The sequence below is a fragment of the Tardiphaga sp. genome (assembly GCF_028290495.1).
Lineage (GTDB): Bacteria > Pseudomonadota > Alphaproteobacteria > Rhizobiales > Xanthobacteraceae > Tardiphaga.
In genome coordinates, this window is record NZ_JAQGJT010000116.1 from 1 (window position 1) to 16784 (window position 16784).

Consider the following 16784-nt stretch of genomic DNA (forward strand, 5'->3'; position numbering starts at 1 on the left):
GACATGGAGGCCGCCAAAGAGCACGGCGTCGTGCTGTGCGGGACGCAATGGGGCCGCGATCCGACCGCGCCGCTCACCATGGGAATCATCCTCGAACTGACCCGCAATATCGGCCGCGGGAACGCGCGCATGCATGCCGGCGAACGCTTACAGAAATTCGTCGGCCTCGAGATCGAGGGCAGGACGCTCGGCGTAGTCGGCCTCGGCAAGCTCGGCAGCAAGGTCGCAAAACTGGCGCAGGCGTTCGGCATGAACGTCATCGCATGGAGCCCGAACCTGACGCCGGAGCGCTGCAAGGAAGTCGGCGTCGGCTATGCCAGCAAGGAAGAGCTTTTCTCCACCGCTGACATCATCACCATCCATGTGGTGCTGAGCCAGCGCTCGCGCGGGCTGGTCGGACGCGACGATCTGGCGCGCATGAAGCCGACGAGCTACCTCGTCAACACCGCGCGCGGACCGATTGTGGATGAAGCCGCACTGCTGGAAACCCTGCAGCAGCGCAAAATCGCCGGCGCCGGGATTGACGTGTTTTCGGTCGAGCCGCTGCCGGTCGATCATCCGTTCCGCAAGCTCGACAATATCGTACTGACCCCGCATCTCGGCTACGTCACCGAGGAAGGTTTCCGCAATCACTATCGCCAGATGGTCGAAGGCATCGGCGCCTGGCTGAAGGGCGAGCCGGTGCGGCGGTTGGGTTAGTCCTACCGCACCGTCACCGGCGCGGGGAGCGGCGGCACCACGGTCGGGCCGCCAACAGGCGGTCCACCGGGTCCGGGCATCGGCTGCGCCGAGGCGGTCGCGGTGGACGGCGGCGGCGCGCCGCCGGGCAGCACGACGACGCGGGTGCCTACCTTGACGCGGTCGAACAGGTCGGAGACGTCCTCGTTCAGCATGCCGATGCAGCCCGAGGAGACGAACTTGCCGATGGTCGAGGGCTGGTTGGTGCCGTGGATGCGATAGACGGTAGAGCCGAGATACATCGCCCGCGCGCCCAGCGGATTGCCGGGGCCGCCGGCCATGAAGCGCGGCAGATAGGGCTGACGCTCGATCATCTCGGTCGGCGGATGCCAATCCGGCCATTCGGCCTTGCGCGAGATCTTCTGCACGCCGGTCCAGGTGAAGCCGTCGCGGCCGACGCGGACGCCGTAGCGCATCGCCCGGCCGTTGCCGAGCACGTAATAAAGATAGGTGTTGGGCGTATCGACCACGATGGTGCCGGGCGGCTCCTTGGTGACGAACGCGACTTCCTGACGACGCAGGTTCGGCGGCAACTGCGCCGGATCGCTTTCCGGCTGTTCTTCCGGCGGCAACGCGGCCACCATCACCGACTTGCCGTTGGCGCCCATGCCAGCACCGGGAGCACGGTCCTGCACCGAACCAGTGTTGTAGCCACCTTGCGGGCCAACAGCTTCCGGCGGGCGCAGGCCGCGACCGTCATCGGGGCCGCGATCTGAATAGGTCTGCGGCTGTCCACCGGCCGGGCGATCCGAATAGATCACCGGCGGCGGGCCCATCGGGCGGCCGTAGCGCGGATCATCAGGCGACATCACCGGGCCCTGCGGTGCAGGGGCACGGTCGGAATAGACGGGACCGGGCGCGACGGCAGGCGCACGGCCATAGCGCGGATCGTCGGGCGACATGATTGGGCCTGGGGTCGGCAACGCCACGGCAGAGCGGCCGCGCGGCGCCTGCGCGTCGTCTTCGTCAAGCGCGTCGAAGTCCGGCATCGCATCCATCGCGCGCGAGCGCGACTCGGCGGGGTAGCCGCCGGGGGGATAGGCCGGGTCCGGCGGAATCGAGTAACCGCTGGATGGCGTCGAATAGCTCTGCCCCGCAGCCAGGGAAACGCCCGAGGCAGTGACAGCTACCGTCGCGAAAATCGTCAAAACTTGCTTGATCATCATGGCCCTTGTCTAACCCAAGCCGACACCGGATCGTGAATCTTGAGATCGCAGGGGATCACGGCGCATTCAAGACAAATCCGGCAAAAAAGCCGCTCATTTTCGTCATATTCACGCAATCAGCCGACAACGTGGCCAACTTGCCGCACCACGATGGAAACCGTGCCTGCCGTTTGTTGTGGAGGTTAATTTTTAACAAACGGTTTCGAGGCGTTGCGGTATTCTGTATCTCGTTGATTCGCGACGTCGAAGCACCCTTTTGCCACCGCGATTCGGCTGCTCCCAGTATTGTCACCGCGTCCCCGATGGCTCGAGGGCCTTCGCGCAGTTTGCCGGCGAAGGCGGAACCCCACATTTATGCTCCCTGGTTTCCGTTTTCTGATTGCGGCCGTTTTGCTTGGCTTTTCGATGCTGGTGTTCGGTTTCGGCGCCACGGCGCTGCTGCGCTCTGCCCGCGAGGAATTTGCCAATCTGCCGGTGCGCCGATCGGCGCCGCAGATGGTCTTTGCATCGCAGCAGCCGCCAGAAGCGCCGGCCACGCTCTCGATGCTGCGCGTCGAGGCGCCGGAGACCAGAACCGCAGCCCCCGCCGACATCGCGGTCGCCCTCCCGGCCAGCCCCGCCCCGACCGAACCCGAGGCCGACAGGCAGGCCTCCCTCAGCCTTGCCGCACCGACCACGGACGTTCCGCCCGTCGCAGAACCTGCGAGGCCCGAACCGGCGCAAGTCGAAACAGTCCCGGCCGTTGAGATCGCTGCCGCACCCGCCGCTGTGCCGCCGCCCGCAGCTGCCGAATCGCGTGCGGATGAACCGGCCACGGTCGCCGCCATCGCAGCGCCGGCGACAACGCCGGATCAGCCGGCCTCGACACTGACACCGGCCGATGCGCAGATCATGAGCTTCACCGTCGCCACGCTGGGCGGACCGCCGGTCGATATCGAGCCGGTGCCGCTGCCGAAGGCCAAGCCGGTTGTGACGACAGAGAAAAAGGTCCGCATGAAAGGAAAGTCGGCAAAGCGCCGCCGTCTGGACGCCCGCGCCGAGTTGCCCCCGGCCCAGCCGGCAGCAACTCCGGCGTTCGGATGGTCGCAGCAACAGTAACGACTGGCCTCAGATCCCCTGGCCGCCGGACACTTCGATCCGCTGCGCGTTGATCCAGCGATTGTTCTCCGACAACAGACTGGCAATCATCGGCCGAGCGACCTTCGCCGTTGGCTGCGAGAGCATATCGCCGTTCACGCGGGAATACGGCCGGATGTTCGGCCTGCCGCCGGGCCGCGACACCGAAGCGGTCAGGAGCTGGGCTGTATCCGGAGCCTGAACCGGTCAGCTATCGCGCGCACCGATGTAGCCGCGATCACGCAGGTCCGGTCGCCACCGGCGGGCCATCCGCCTGCCCCCAGTCGGCCCAGGAGCCATCGTACAGCGCGGAGCCGCGCACACCGAGCCGGTACAGCGCCAGCGTCAGCACCAGCGCGGAGACGCCGGAGCCGCACGTCGTGACGATAGGCCTGTCTAGATCGACGCCGGCCGCCGTGAAGGCCGCGCGTAACTCATCGAGCGGCTTCATCGCGCCGGTGGTGGCATCGAACAACCGGCCATAGGGCACGTTGCGGCTGCCAGGAATGTGGCCGGCGCGCAGGCCCGGCCGGGGCTCCGGCACGCTGCCTTCGAAACGCGGCTGCGGCCGGGCGTCGATCAACTGTTCGGTCCGGCTCGCGAGATTGCCGACCACCTGCTGCCGACTGCGCAGGAAGCCCGGTTCGAACGATGCGGAATAGCTGACCGGCTCCGGGTCCGCCTCGCCGCTTTCGACCACCCGCCCCTCGGCACGCCATTTCTGCAGGCCGCCATCAAGCACGCGCACATTGGCGTGACCGAAGGCGAGAAACATCCACCACGCCCGCGGGCCGGCTACCCAGCCGCCCGCATCGTAAATCACCACCGTATCGGCATTGGAAACGCCGAGCGCGCCGGCGCCATCGGAAAAGCTGCCTTCGCTCGGAAACATATGCGGCAGCGCGACGCCGTGATCGCTGATGACATCGACATCGAAGAACGCGGCGCCCGGAATATGCGCGGCCAGGAAATCCTCGCGCGGCAGCGGCGTGACGCCCGGCAGTTTGAACGAGGCGTCGAGCACCTTGACGGTGGGATCATTGAGATGCGCGGCCAACCAGTCGGTGGAGACGAGCGGATCGGTGGTGGTCATTGGTGGAACCTCTGTTTTGTCATTCCGGGATGCGACAGACGGCGAGGCCGGATGGCGCAGGCCAGGAACCTTGAGATGTTCATCGTCTCATCTCGGGATTCCGGGTTCGCTCGCAGCTGTCGCTGCTCCCGCCCCGGAATGACGATGGGGCGTTAGTTCGATTTCGCCTTGCGCGGCTCGACCATTTCAACGGCGCCGCCGGCATCGCGCCAGGCGGCAAAGCCGCCGGCCATGTGGGCGACCGGCGCCAGGCCCATGTCATGCGCGGTTTTCGCCGCCAGCGCCGAGCGCAGCCCGCCGGCGCAGTGGAAGATGAACTTCTTGTTTTCCTGGAAGATCGGCTTGGCATATGGGCTTTGCGGATCGATCCAGAATTCCAGCATGCCGCGGGTGCAGGAGAACGCGCCGGGAATGCGGCCATCGCGCTCGATCTCGCGGGGGTCGCGGATGTCGACGAGGATGACGTCGGGCCGTTTTGCCGCCGCGATGGCGTCGGCAGCGGTCATCACCTCGACCACCGCATTGGCCTCGTCGATCATCGCCTTGATGCCGCGGGTAATGGTCTGCGTCATGATTTTCGAACCAGTTCCTTCATCGCGCCTTCGAGGCCCTCGATGGTCAGCGGATACATCCGCTCGGAAAACAGCCGGCGGATCAGCGTCGTGGATTCCGAATAGTCCCAATGCCGCTTGGCGACCGGATTGAGCCACACCGCATTCGCATAGGTCTGGGTGATGCGCTCCAGCCAGACCGAGCCGGCCTCCTCGTTGACGTGCTCGACCGAGCCGCCGGGCACCATCACTTCATAAGGTGACATCGAGGCGTCGCCGACGAACACCACTTTATAGTCGTGCGGGTACTTGTGCAGCACGTCCCAGGTCGGCGTGCGATCGGTAAAGCGGCGGCGGTTCTGCTTCCACACGCCTTCATAGAGGCAGTTGTGGAAGTAGAAATATTCCATGTGCTTGAATTCGCTTTTCGCCGCCGAGAACAATTCCTCGACCTGCTCGACATGCGAATCCATGGATCCACCGATGTCGAAGAACACCAGCACCTTGACGGCGTTGCGCCGCTCCGGCCGCATGTGGACATCGAGATAGCCGTGGTTGGCGGTTTCCTTGATGGTGGTGTCGAGATCGAGCTCATCGGGTGCGCCGGTGCGGGCGAATTTGCGCAGCCGCCGCAGCGCCACCTTGATGTTGCGGATGCCGAGCTCGACATTGCCGTCGAGATCCTTGAACTCGCGCTTGTCCCAGACCTTCACGGCGCGGCGGTGGCGGCTCTTGTCCTGGCCGATCCGTATGCCCTCGGGGTTATAGCCCTCGGCGCCGAACGGTGAAGTGCCGGCAGTGCCGATCCACTTGCTGCCGCCCTGGTGGCGCTCCTTCTGTTCCTTGAGGCGCTCGCGCAGCGTTTCCATGAGCTTGTCCCAGCCCATCGCCTCGATCTGCTTCTTCTCTTCCTCGGTGAGATATTTCTCCGCCAGCTTCTTCAGCCATTCGGCGGGAATCTCGGCCTTGTCGATGCCGTCGAGCAGGCTTTCCAGCCCCTTGAACACCGTTCCGAACACCCGGTCGAACTTGTCGAGGTTGCGCTCGTCCTTCACCAGGGCGGCGCGCGACAGGTAATAGAAGTTCTCGATCGACTGTCCGGCGAGGTCAGCGTCGAGCGCCTCCATCAGCGTGAGGTATTCGCGCAGCGTCACGGGGACCTGCGCATCGCGCAGCGATGTGAAGAATTGTAGAAACATGATTGACAGATTGCCCGGCCATCGGCGTCCGTCAAGGCCTTGATGCGGTAGGGGTCTACGCGCGCCGCCGCGCACCATCGGTCGCTCATACCGAAACAGGAGAATTTTCCGCCCCGCGGCATGGTTTAACGCCGCATCACCGGACCACCGGTATTTGTTTCAATGTTTTGGCAGCGCTTAACCACGCCGCGCAGGAACGTTCGCAGGCGAACGATATTAGCTATCGTGAAAGCACCGCGGCGCATGCTGCGGGAGACTACTTTCCGCGACAGCCGGACGCCATGATCGATTCCGCCAACTTTAGCCACCGGCCCACCAGCCGCCTGTCCGCACCGGGAGTGATCGTGGCGCTGTTCGTGCTGGCGATGAGCACATGCGTGCTCGGGCTGGTGATCTGGAAGGCATTCGACGCCCGCAAGGCCGCGCTGGCGCAAAGCGAAGCCAACGTTCGCAACCTTGCCCACTCGCTGGTCGAACACGCCTCCCACAGCCTGCAATCGGCCGACATCGCCATGAACGGCATGGCTGATCTGCTGAAATACCAGAATCCGCGACCGGATCGCTTCAACCCGTTCCTTGCCAGCACCGCGCGAGCGCTTCCGCAGTTGCGGGAAATCGGCGTGCTCGACGCGCTCGGCAACTGGCAATATTCATCGACAGCGAAATTGCCCGGTTACAGCAATTACGACCGTCCCTATTTCATCTACCACCGCGAAAATCCCGATCCCTCGATGCGGATCAACGCGCCGTTGATGTCGCGACTGACCGGCCAGACGACCATCGTCCTGTCGAAACGGATCGACAAACCCGACGGCAGCTTCAGCGGCGTCGTCGTCGCCGGCATCGACGACGATTACTTCGATAAATTCTATAGAAGCTTTCAGCTCGGCGAAGATGCCAGCATCACCTTGTTTCGCACCGACGGCATCGTGCTGGCACGGTGGCCCGTCTCGGAAATCGGCCAGGACCTGTCCGACAATGAGCTCTTCAAGACCCGTTTGAAGGACGGTGGCGCCGGCTATTACAAAACGACATCGCCGTTCGATGGCCTGGTGAAATACTTCGGTTATGAACGTAGCCCCCAATATCAGGTCCTGGCTGCGGTCGGCATTCCCGAACAACGCGTGCTGGCGAGCTGGCGCAGTAACCTGCAGGCGGACATCATTGTCGCCTCGGTGCTGTTGTGCAGCGTTATCCTGCTGGCTGCGTTGCTATCGACCCAGTTCCGGTTTCGGATGCGGATGGAGGAGGCGCTGCGCGAACGGGAATCACGCTACCGGCTGCTCGCCGACAATATCGCGGACGTCGTGATCCTGCTCGACCGCCTCGGCAATTTCGTGTTCGTTTCGCAGTCGGTCGAATTCGTGCTCGGTCTGGATCCGAAAGACCTTATCGGGCGCTCCTGCTTCGAGTTGGTGCATCCCGACGACATCGAGGCGGTGAAACATGCCAGCGCGCAGCTCACCGACCTGACCGCAACCCGAACCGCGATCTTCCGCACCTTTCGCGACGACCGTTCCACTGCCTGGGTTGAAATCAATTTCAAGCTGGCAAGCCGCGCAGAAGACCAGGACAGGATCGAGGTCGTCGGCGTGCTCCGCGACGTCACGCAGCGCAAATTGATGCAGGACGAACTGACGGCGCTGAACGGCCGCCTCTCCGAACTTGCCACCACCGATGGCCTGACCGGCCTCGCCAACCGCCGAACGCTGGATAGCTTCCTGCGCCGCGAATATGAGCTGCGCTACGATCTGTCGGTGCTGCTGATCGATATCGACCACTTCAAGGGCTACAATGACAGCATGGGCCATCAGGCGGGTGACGCATGCCTGAAGCGCGTCGCCGCTGTGGTGGCAGAGGCGACGGAGAATACGCCGGCCCTCTCGGCGCGCTACGGCGGCGAGGAGTTCGCGATCATCCTGCCCGGCGTATCGGAAGCCGATGCGATGATCGTCGCCGAATCCGTGCGGCTGAAGGTACGGGCGCTGGAGATGCCCAATTCCGCCACCAGCCGCGGCTATCTCTCGATCAGCGTCGGGGTCGCCGGCCGGCGACCACAAACGCCGAGCGAGGCGGTGCTGGTCGGCGAGGCCGACCTGGCGCTGTACGAAGCCAAGCGCCGCGGCCGCGACTGCTGTGTGGCGGCTTCCACGCTGCAACACGAATATATCGACACCGGCCTGATCCAGAACGGCTGACCCGCGCTTTCCCCGCGATGATATGTTTTGCGTCATATCACGGGAGGGCTCCGTAATGGCGGCTGGACCTGCCCGCCAATTCCACTAGACTTGGCCTCGAAGAGTGGCGTCATCCTTGAACCTGATCCACGACCGCCGGAAGGCGGTCGTTTCACGTCGGGAACGCCCGCCCACAGGACAAGGCAGCGTTTGATGAAATTCACCGGCACCCAGAACTACGTCGCCACCGACGACCTCAAGATCGCGGTCAACGCCGCCATCGTGCTCGAGCGCCCGTTGCTGGTGAAGGGCGAGCCCGGTACCGGCAAGACCGTGCTGGCCGAGGAAGTCGCCAAGGCGCTCGGCGCGCCGCTTCTGACCTGGCACATCAAATCGACCACCAAGGCACAGCAGGGCCTGTACGAATACGACGCGGTATCGCGGCTGCGCGACAGCCAGCTCGGCGACGCCCGCGTGTCGGATATTCGCAACTACATCAAGCGCGGCAAATTGTGGGAGGCTTTTACCCACGAGCAGCGCCCGGTGCTGTTGATCGACGAGATCGACAAGGCGGACATCGAATTCCCGAACGATCTTCTGCTCGAACTCGACCGCATGGAATTCCACGTCTACGAGACCGGCGAGACCATCAAGGCGGCCAAGCGCCCGATCGTGATGATCACCTCGAATAACGAGAAGGAACTGCCCGACGCCTTCCTGCGCCGCTGCTTCTTCCACTACATCAAGTTCCCCGACGTAGAGACGATGAACCAGATCGTCGAGGTGCATTTCCCGGGCATCAAGCAGCGGCTGGTGGCGGAAGCGATGCGGATCTTCTTCGAGGTCCGCGACGTGCCCGGCCTGAAGAAGAAGCCATCCACGTCCGAACTGCTGGACTGGCTGAAGCTGCTGCTCAACGAGGACATGACGCCGGAGATGCTCAGGGAGCGCGACCCGCGCAAGCTGATCCCGCCGCTGCACGGCGCGCTCTTGAAGAACGAGCAAGACGTGCATCTGTTCGAGCGGCTGGCGTTTCTGAACCGCCGGGAAGTCTGAGGCCGGTAACACAACGATATATCGACCAGAGCTCCGTCATGCCCGGCCTCGTGCCGGGCATCGACGTTGGCGCAAAACATCGTGGATGGCCGGGATAGGCAGGCCCCGGCCATGACGCGGAGAAGACGATGCCAAACAGCCGCATCCGGTATCCGGATGCGGTTTTTATGTTTCAGCAATGGTAAATACAAATTCAGTATACAGGAATAGGCTTCCAAAGCCATAAATTGCGCTGTACCCTGCCTTTAATCGAATTTCAGTATACATCCTGAATTCATAAGAGCCGGAGGACGCCGAGATGACCGCCCCCTTCCCCATGAATGCCTGGTACGCCGCCGCCTGGGATGTGGACATCAAGCACGCCCTCTTCCCGCGCACGATCTGCAACAAGCATGTGGTGATGTATCGCCGCGCCGATGGCGGGATTGCCGCGCTGGAGGATGCCTGCTGGCACCGGCTGGTGCCGCTCTCCAAGGGCCGGCTCGACGGCGACACCGTGGTGTGCGGCTATCACGGGCTGAAATACAACGCGCAGGGCCGCTGCACCTACATGCCCTCTCAGGAGACCATCAATCCCTCCGCCTGCGTGCGATCCTATCCCGTGGTGGAGCGGCATCGCTTCGTCTGGCTATGGATGGGCGACCCGGCGCTGGCCGATCCCGCCCTGGTGCCGGACATGCACTGGAACGACGATCCCGAATGGGCCGGCGACGGCAAGACCATCCACGCCAAATGCGACTGGCGCCTGGTCATCGACAATCTGATGGACCTCACCCACGAGACCTTCGTGCACGGCTCCAGCATCGGCCAGGAAGATGTCGCCGAAGCGCCGTTCGACGTGACGCATGGCGACAAGACGGTGACCGTGACGCGCTGGATGAAGGGCATCGAGGCGCCGCCGTTCTGGGCCCAGCAGTTGCAAAAGCCCGGCCCGGTGGACCGCTGGCAGATCATCCGCTTCGAGGCGCCCGCCACGGTGAACATCGATGTCGGCGTGGCCCCGGCCGGCACCGGCGCGCCGGAAGGCGATCGCTCGCAGGGCGTCAACGGCTTCGTGCTCAACACCATGACGCCGGAGACCGAAACCACCTGCCACTATTTCTGGGCGTTCATGCGCAACCACCGCATCACCGAGCAGAAGCTGACCACCGAGATCCGCGAAGGCGTCTCGGCCATTTTTCGCGAGGACGAGATCATTCTCGAGGCGCAGCAGCGCGCCATGACCGAGAATCCCGACCGGGTGTTCTACAACCTCAACATCGACGCCGGCGCGATGTGGACGCGGCGGGTGATCGACCGCATGGTGGCGAAAGAGACGACGCCGCCGAAGCTGCAGGCCGCGGAGTGAGACCATGATTGAACGCGATTCCGAACGCTCCGTCTCGCAGACCGTGCGCGCCCAACTGGCGCTGCGCGACCTGATCCTGTCCGGCCGCCTGCGGCCCGGCGAGCGCATCAGCGAATTGCAGGCGGTGGAGATAACCTCCGTGTCGCGCACCCCCGTGCGGCTCGCTCTGGTTCGGCTGGAGGATGAAGGCCTGCTACAGGCAATCCCCTCCGGCGGCTTCATGGTGAAGGCGTTTTCCGAACGCGACATCCTCGATTCCATCGAGTTGCGCGGCACGCTGGAGGGCCTCGCCGCGCGCTTCGCCGCCGAGCGCGGCGCCAGCGCCCGCAGCCTCGAACCGCTGAAGGAATGTCTCGCCGACATCGACCAGCTGGTGCGGCAAGATCCGATCTCGGTGGAAGCCTTCTCTGCTTACGTCACCATGAACGCCCGCTTCCACGCACTGCTCACCGAATTATCCGGCAGCGCGCCGGTGATCCGACAGATCGACCGCGTCGCCGCGATGCCGTTTGCCTCGCCAAGCGCCTTCGTGATGGCGCAGTCGGCGCTGCCCGAGGCCCATACCATCCTGCTGATCGGCCAGGAGCATCATCGCATCGTCGTTGACGCCATCGAGAACCGCGAGGGTGCGCGCGCCGAGGCGATCATGCGCGAACATGCAAGGCTCGCGGTGCGAAATCTGCGACTGGCGCTGCGCAACCGCAGCCATCTCGACCTGCTGCCGGCGCTGACGCTGCTGACCGCTACCAGCGACTGATCGGAGAACCGCCATGCGCTTTGCCGAACACTGGATGGGTTGCACCATTGCATCCACGCGCGATGTCACGCCGGGCATTCGCGAGATCACGCTGACGCCCGATGCACCTGTCGCGCCCTATCCGCTGGGCAGCCACATCAACGTCAGTCTCCTGATCGACGGACAGCCGCAGACACGATCCTATTCGCTGGTCGGTGAACGCAACTCGGATCAATTGCGTATCGCGGTCAGGCTGGCACCGGACAGCCGCGGCGGCTCGCGCGCGATGTGGAATTTGAACACCGGCGCGCGGCTGGAGATTTCCAGCCCGTCGTCGCTGTACGACATCGACTGGACGCGGCAGACCTATTGCCTGATCGCCGGGGGCATCGGCATCACACCGATCACCGGCATAGCTCATGCCTTGAACCTGCGCGACGGCATCGAGGTGCAACTGCACTACGCCGTGAAATCACGCCGTGACGCCGCCTATCTCGATGAGCTTTCCGAATGGCTCGGCGATCGCCTGACCGTCCATGCAGGCAACGAAGGCGCGAGGCTCGATCTCGCTGCGACCTTTGCCTCGCTGCCCGCCGATGCCATCGCTATCCTGTGCGGCCCGATGCGGATGCTGGAAGCGGCGCGCCGTGCCTGGAACGATGCCGGCCGGAAGCCTTCCGACCTGCGCTATGAAACCTTCGGCTCCAGCGGACTGCTGCCGACCGCGGAATTTCGGGTGCGGCTGAAGAGTTCGGGCGCCGAACTCGTGGTGCCGCAGAACCGCTCGATGCTGGCGGCGTTGAACGATGCCGGCTTCGAGGTGATGTCGGACTGCGAACGCGGCGAATGCGGCGTCTGCGCCATCGACGTGGTGGCGCTCGACGGCGAGATCGACCACCGCGACGTGTTCTTCAGCGACCACCAGAAGCAGGGCAACGCGAAGATCTGCCCGTGCGTATCACGCGTACTCGGCACGGTGACGGTGGATACACAGTACCAGCCGGATGCGATCTAGGCGCCGTCTTTGCGAGGTCAAGGAAAGCTGGCTTTGCCAGCTTTCCCCTTAGCCCTTACGACCAAGCAATCCAGCTCTTTTCGCGCTTGCAGTCTTCTGGATTGCCGCGTCGTGGTGCTCCTCGCAATGGCGTGGAGAGGCCGCTGCCTACCTCACCCGCTCGTTCATCTGATAGGTCAGATGTGCCTTCACCGTCGGCCACTCCCCGGGGAGAATGCTGTACACCACGGTATCACGCAGCGTGCCGTTGGGCGCGATCTGGTGATTGCGGATGATGCCGTCATATTTCGCGCCGAGGCGCTCGATGCCGCGGCGGCTCTGGTGGTTGAAGAAATGCGTGCGGAATTCGACCGCGATGCAATCCAGCCTTTCGAAGGCATGCTGCAACAGCAGCAGCTTGCACTGTGTGTTGAGCGCGGTGCGCTGCACCCGCTTCGCGTACCAGGTCGAGCCGATCTCGACGCGGCGGTTGGCGGCATCGACATTCATGTAAGTGGTCATGCCGGCGATCTTGCCGCCGGCATCGAACACCGTGAAGGGCAGCATGCTGCCTGCCGCCTGCAGCGCCAGCCGGCGCTGGATCTCGGCGGGCATCTTGTCCGCCGTCGGGATCGCCGTGTACCAGATGTTCGACAGGTCGCCGATCGCCTCGATCAGGCCGTCGACATGGGCGGGTGACAGCGGCTCGAGCCGGGCATGAGCACCTTTGAGCGTTACGGGTTCAAGCCACGGCATTCAGCGTCCTTTATTTATTCAAAAAATTCAGCGGCAGGCCGCCACGCGGCCAGTCCATCGCGACAAGTTCGCCCCTGCCCGACAGCGTGATGTACGCCGTTTTAAGCTCTGGGCCGCCGAACGCAATGTTGGTCGTGACGCGGTCGCCGGTCGGCACCTGCTCGACCAGTTTTCCGTCCGGCGCGATCACCGAGATGCAGCCGCTGACCAAAGTCGCGACGCAGATATTGCCGGAGGCCTCCACCCCCAACGAGTCGAACATCTGGTAGCCTCCGAGGCCTGCGATCGGATGGCCGCGCTCGCCACGGTAGATCACATCGCGTGGTTTCACCTCGCCGGGTGTCGCGATGTCATAGGCCCACAGCCGGGCCGTCGGCGTCTCCGCGATGTACATCGTCTTCTCGTCCGGCGACAGGCCGATGCCGTTGGCCGGCAGCACGCCGAACACCTGCTCGGTGATCTCCGTCGCGCCGGGCTTCATGTAATAGGCGGCACCGACATCCATGTCGCGGGCGCGGCGCTTGCCGAGATCGCTGAACCACAGCCCGCCCTGCCGGTCGAACACCAGATCGTTTGGCCCTTTCAAACGATGCTCGCCGCATGTGTCGAACAGGGTCTCGACCTTGCCGGATTGCAGATCGACGCGCTGCAGAGAACCGCCGATATATTCATGCGGCTCCGGCGCGTGCGGCATCAGCATGCCGCGCGACGGCACCCAGGCAAAGCCGCCATTGTTGCAGATGTACATTTTGCCGTCTGGCCCCATCGCCGCGCCGTTCGGGCCGCCGGGAATCTTCGCCACCACTTCCTTGCGGCCATCGGGCCACACCCGCGTCAGCTGCTGCGCGCGGATCTCGACGAGAATCACCGAGCCGTCCGGCATCACCACCGGACCTTCCGGAAAGGCCAGATCGGTCGCAAGCACGCGGATGTTGGGATTGGACATGATGGAAGCTCCCTATGATTTTTCTTTTTGTCGCTTGGCGGCGGACTAAAGCAAACATCCCCCGCGCTGCCAAGGCGCGCCAGCGCATGGCGCCTTGCGTGGAATATCCAATCGGCCTTAGCTGCAAGCAACAAGACCACGAATGGAGGACGCCAGATGTCGAACGCTCCCGCGATTGAACCCGCCGTTTCACCAGCCGATGACGAAGTGCTCTATGCCGTCGATCGCGGCATCGCCACCATCACGCTGAACCGCCCGCAACGGCTGAACACCATCTCGCGCGCCATGCTCGCGCTGCTCAGCGAATTGTTTCTCAAGGCCGATGCTGATCCCGCCGTGCGCGTGGTGGTCCTGACGGCCACCGGCCGCGCGTTCTGCGCCGGGCTCGACATGACCAGCGCCACCAAGGGCACCGGCATCGGCTCCGCCAACGATGCCGAAACGCCGCGCACCACGCTCGACCTCAAGACGGCGCCCCCGACCGTGATGTTCAACATGGAGAAGCCGACGATCTGCGTGCTGAACGGCGCGGCTGCAGGCTACGGCATGGACATGGCGCTGGGCTGCGACATCCGCATCATGGCGGAGAGCGCGAAATTCGCGGCTGCCTTCGTCAAGCGCGGCGTCGTGCCGGAATCCGGAGGCACCTGGTTTTTGCCGCGCATGATCGGCTGGGCGAAAGCCGCCGAACTCATCTTCACCGGCCGCACGCTGACCGCGCAGGAAAGCCTCGCGATGGGACTGACCAATGAAGTCGTTCCGGATGCCGAACTGATGACGCGCGCCAACGCGGTCGCCGCCGAGATTGCCGCCAACGCACCCTTGGCGGTGCAGGCCGCCAAGCGGATGATGCGCTCCGGCCTTTCGGAGAGTTTCGGCGACCACGTTCACCACGTCTTCCTGCAATTGCTGCCGCTGTTTCGCACCGAGGATTTTCGCGAGGGCATGGCGTCGTTTCTGGAGAAGCGCCCGGCCGATTTCAAGGGGCGATAGCAACATCATTGGGTCGGCGTTGTGCGGCGCGCCACGACCACGCGCCGCAGCGCAGCTTTCCAATCCACCGCCTTAGTGCATACTCCCGGCATTCGAGCCGCATCCAAGACCCGCGCAGACGGGCCGATGCGGTGATCGAACCACAGAGGGAGGACACTATGCCAAGCTGTAAAGTTGGGCGATCGCTGGCGCTTGCCGGTATCGTCTTGTCCATGACCGCCACTGCAACACTCGCCCAGAAAAAGTACGACACCGGCGCCACCGACACCGAGATTCGGATCGGCAACATCATGCCGTATAGCGGCCCCGCTTCGTCCTACGCCGTCATCGGCAAGACCGAAGCCGCCTATTTCAAGATGATCAACGAGAAGGGCGGCATCAACGGCCGCAAGATCAACTTCATCTCCTATGACGACGGCTACAGCCCGCCGAAGACCGTCGAGCAGGCGCGCAAGCTGGTGGAGAGCGACGAGGTGCTGTTCATCCTCAATCCGCTTGGCACGCCCGGCAACACCGCGATCCAGAAATACATGAACACCAAGATGGTGCCGCAACTGTTCGTCTCCACCGGCGCGGCGAAATGGGCAGATCCAAAGAACTACCCGTGGACGATGGGCTGGCAGCCGAGCTACCAGGCCGAGGCGCGAATCTATGCGCAGTACGTCATGAAAAATTATCCCGGCAAGAAGGTCGGCGTGCTGTTCGCGAATGATGATTTCGGCAAGGACTACCTGATCGGGCTGCATGACGGCTTCGGCGACAAGGTCAAGGACTATATCGTCAGCGAAGTACCCTATGAGACCAGTTCACCGACGGTGGATTCGCAGATCGTGCAGATCAAGTCCGCCAATCCAGACGTCTTCATCAACATCGCGACGCCTAAGTTCGCCGCGCAGGCGATCAAGAAGGTCGGGGAGATGGGCTGGAAGCCGGTCCACATCGTCACCAACGTCTCGGCATCCGTCGGCGCGGTCATGAAGCCGGCAGGCTATGGCAACTCGCAGGACGTGCTCAGCGCCGCCTATATGAAGGATCCCAAGGACCCGACCTGGAAGAACGACTCCGCGATGATGGAATGGAGCGTCTTCATGGACAAGTATTTCCCCGAAGGCGACAAGGAGGACGGCGGCACCGTGTTCGGCTACGGCGTGGCGCAAGGCATCGTCCAGGTGCTGAAGCAATGCGGCGACAACCTGACCCGCGAGAACATCATGAAGCAGGCCGCCAATCTGAACATGGAGATCGGCATCTATCTGCCGGGCACCAAGATCAGGACCAGCCCGACCGATTTCAGCCCGCTCGATCAATTGCAGATGATGCGCTTCAAGGGCGAGAGCTGGGAGCTGTTCGGCCCGCTGATGTCGGGGGAGAAAGAATCGTAACTTAGCACTGGCGCAAATGGCTTCCCTCCCCCTTGCGGGGAGGGAACAGCAACTTACTTCGCCGCCCCCTCCTTGGCCGGCGTGCCTTCCTTAGCTGGCGCATCGTTCGCAGGCGTTGCAGCCGGTGCCTTCTTCTGCGCCGCCTGCAATTCCTCGACCGTCTTCTGCAAACCTGCCAGCGTCGCTTTTAATGCATCGATCTGGCGGTTGGCGGCGTCGAGCTTCTGCTGCTGATCGCGCCCCTGCTTGCCGAGCGTCGTCTGCAGGAAGTTCACGTTGCTCTGCAGGCAACTGGTGCGACGCTCCATCGTCTTCTCGACGGTGCAAATCTCGATCCCCGGCACGTCCTGCGCCAACGCCGGCCTGCCCAAGCAGGTTGCCAGCAGCATTGTTGCCATGATCTGGGTGCGCATTGGTGGCCCTCGTCGTTTCCCTGAAGTGCTGCGCCAAGCCAAGCGGCCAGAACGGCCGGCTGTCAACCGCAGCAGCAGGGCGAGAGCGGCGGCAAACGGAACAACGGTGTACCGCCACCG

Annotated in this window: 17 protein-coding genes and 2 pseudogenes; 10 read left to right on the forward strand and 9 right to left on the reverse strand. The window is 63.6% G+C overall.

The features are described 5' to 3' along the window. Window positions 1-699, forward strand: a 699-nt coding sequence (locus tag JWQ24_RS17435; RefSeq protein ID WP_299810624.1) for a D-2-hydroxyacid dehydrogenase family protein, incomplete at its 5' end; no start/stop codon positions are given. 2 nt (window positions 700-701) lie between these two features. Here the strand turns inward: JWQ24_RS17435 and JWQ24_RS17440 are convergent. Together JWQ24_RS17440 and JWQ24_RS17445 are read right to left on the reverse strand one after the other, a co-directional pair. Beyond that, a complete protein-coding gene (locus JWQ24_RS17440) occupies window positions 702-1904 on the reverse strand; it encodes a L,D-transpeptidase (RefSeq protein ID WP_299810627.1) in 1203 nt (400 codons plus the stop codon). 55 nt (window positions 1905-1959) lie between these two features. Continuing rightward, window positions 1960-2256, reverse strand: coding sequence for a hypothetical protein (locus JWQ24_RS17445; protein WP_299810630.1), 297 nt, complete (start codon window positions 2254-2256; stop codon window positions 1960-1962). Window positions 2257-2258: 2 nt separating this feature from the next. Between JWQ24_RS17445 and JWQ24_RS17450 the strand changes: the two genes are divergently transcribed. Continuing rightward, the gene (locus tag JWQ24_RS17450; protein ID WP_299810633.1) at window positions 2259-3002 is read left to right on the forward strand and encodes a hypothetical protein; all 744 of its coding nucleotides are present in this window, start codon (window positions 2259-2261) and stop codon (window positions 3000-3002) included. Between the two features lie 9 nt (window positions 3003-3011). Here JWQ24_RS17450 and JWQ24_RS17455 read toward each other — a convergent pair. Then, window positions 3012-3095: pseudogene (locus JWQ24_RS17455) on the reverse strand (3-oxoacyl-ACP reductase); the annotation flags it as partial. A 4-nt stretch (window positions 3096-3099) separates the two neighbouring features. Between JWQ24_RS17455 and JWQ24_RS17460 the strand changes: the two are divergent. Next, a pseudogene (locus JWQ24_RS17460) lies at window positions 3100-3222 on the forward strand (AraC family transcriptional regulator); the annotation flags it as partial. A gap of 36 nt (window positions 3223-3258) precedes the next feature. On the opposite strand, the gene sseA reads toward JWQ24_RS17460, so the two are convergent. The 3 genes from sseA to JWQ24_RS17475 all read right to left on the reverse strand — a co-directional run bounded on the left by sseA (window position 3259) and on the right by JWQ24_RS17475 (window position 5863). Then, window positions 3259-4113, reverse strand: a complete 855-nt coding sequence (sseA, locus tag JWQ24_RS17465) for a 3-mercaptopyruvate sulfurtransferase (RefSeq protein ID WP_299810636.1) — start codon at window positions 4111-4113, stop codon at window positions 3259-3261. Window positions 4114-4265: 152 nt separating this feature from the next. Further along, on the reverse strand, window positions 4266-4685 hold the full coding sequence (locus JWQ24_RS17470; protein WP_299810639.1) for a rhodanese-like domain-containing protein: 420 nt from the start codon (window positions 4683-4685) through the stop codon (window positions 4266-4268). Beyond that, entirely contained in the window at window positions 4682-5863 is a 1182-nt protein-coding gene (locus tag JWQ24_RS17475; protein WP_299810642.1) for a VWA domain-containing protein, read from the reverse strand. Before JWQ24_RS17475 ends, JWQ24_RS17470 begins: the two co-directional genes overlap by 4 nt. A 281-nt stretch (window positions 5864-6144) precedes the next feature. On the opposite strand from JWQ24_RS17475, the gene JWQ24_RS17480 reads away from it, so the two are divergent. The 5 genes from JWQ24_RS17480 to JWQ24_RS17500 all read left to right on the forward strand — a co-directional run bounded on the left by JWQ24_RS17480 (window position 6145) and on the right by JWQ24_RS17500 (window position 12195). Beyond that, window positions 6145-8061 carry a diguanylate cyclase gene (locus JWQ24_RS17480; RefSeq protein ID WP_299810645.1) on the forward strand — a complete coding sequence of 639 codons (1917 nt, stop codon included), beginning with the start codon at window positions 6145-6147 and terminating at the stop codon, window positions 8059-8061. A 192-nt stretch (window positions 8062-8253) separates the two neighbouring features. Then, window positions 8254-9096: a MoxR family ATPase gene (locus JWQ24_RS17485; protein WP_299810648.1), complete on the forward strand. Its 843-nt coding sequence runs from the start codon at window positions 8254-8256 to the stop codon at window positions 9094-9096. A gap of 298 nt (window positions 9097-9394) precedes the next feature. Next, window positions 9395-10444, forward strand: coding sequence for an aromatic ring-hydroxylating dioxygenase subunit alpha (locus JWQ24_RS17490; RefSeq protein ID WP_299810651.1), 1050 nt, complete (start codon window positions 9395-9397; stop codon window positions 10442-10444). A 4-nt stretch (window positions 10445-10448) separates the two neighbouring features. Next, window positions 10449-11201: a GntR family transcriptional regulator gene (locus tag JWQ24_RS17495; protein ID WP_299810654.1), complete on the forward strand. Its 753-nt coding sequence runs from the start codon at window positions 10449-10451 to the stop codon at window positions 11199-11201. Between the two features lie 13 nt (window positions 11202-11214). Then, window positions 11215-12195: a PDR/VanB family oxidoreductase gene (locus tag JWQ24_RS17500; RefSeq protein WP_299810657.1), complete on the forward strand. Its 981-nt coding sequence runs from the start codon at window positions 11215-11217 to the stop codon at window positions 12193-12195. Window positions 12196-12342: 147 nt separating this feature from the next. Here JWQ24_RS17500 and JWQ24_RS17505 read toward each other — a convergent pair whose 3' ends face one another. Both JWQ24_RS17505 and JWQ24_RS17510 read right to left on the reverse strand, forming a co-directional pair. Next, on the reverse strand, window positions 12343-12930 hold the full coding sequence (locus tag JWQ24_RS17505; RefSeq protein WP_299810660.1) for a GNAT family protein: 588 nt from the start codon (window positions 12928-12930) through the stop codon (window positions 12343-12345). Between the two features lie 10 nt (window positions 12931-12940). Beyond that, the gene (locus JWQ24_RS17510) at window positions 12941-13876 is read right to left on the reverse strand and encodes an SMP-30/gluconolactonase/LRE family protein (protein WP_299810662.1); all 936 of its coding nucleotides are present in this window, start codon (window positions 13874-13876) and stop codon (window positions 12941-12943) included. Between the two features lie 156 nt (window positions 13877-14032). On the opposite strand from JWQ24_RS17510, the gene JWQ24_RS17515 reads away from it, so the two are divergent. Next, entirely contained in the window at window positions 14033-14869 is an 837-nt protein-coding gene (locus JWQ24_RS17515; RefSeq protein WP_299810664.1) for an enoyl-CoA hydratase-related protein, read from the forward strand. 158 nt (window positions 14870-15027) lie between these two features. Then, on the forward strand, window positions 15028-16251 hold the full coding sequence (locus JWQ24_RS17520) for an ABC transporter substrate-binding protein (RefSeq protein WP_299810666.1): 1224 nt from the start codon (window positions 15028-15030) through the stop codon (window positions 16249-16251). 53 nt (window positions 16252-16304) lie between these two features. Here the strand turns inward: JWQ24_RS17520 and JWQ24_RS17525 are convergent, their stop codons facing one another. After that, window positions 16305-16664, reverse strand: a complete 360-nt coding sequence (locus tag JWQ24_RS17525) for a hypothetical protein (protein ID WP_299810669.1) — start codon at window positions 16662-16664, stop codon at window positions 16305-16307. Window positions 16665-16784: the final 120 nt, after the last annotated feature.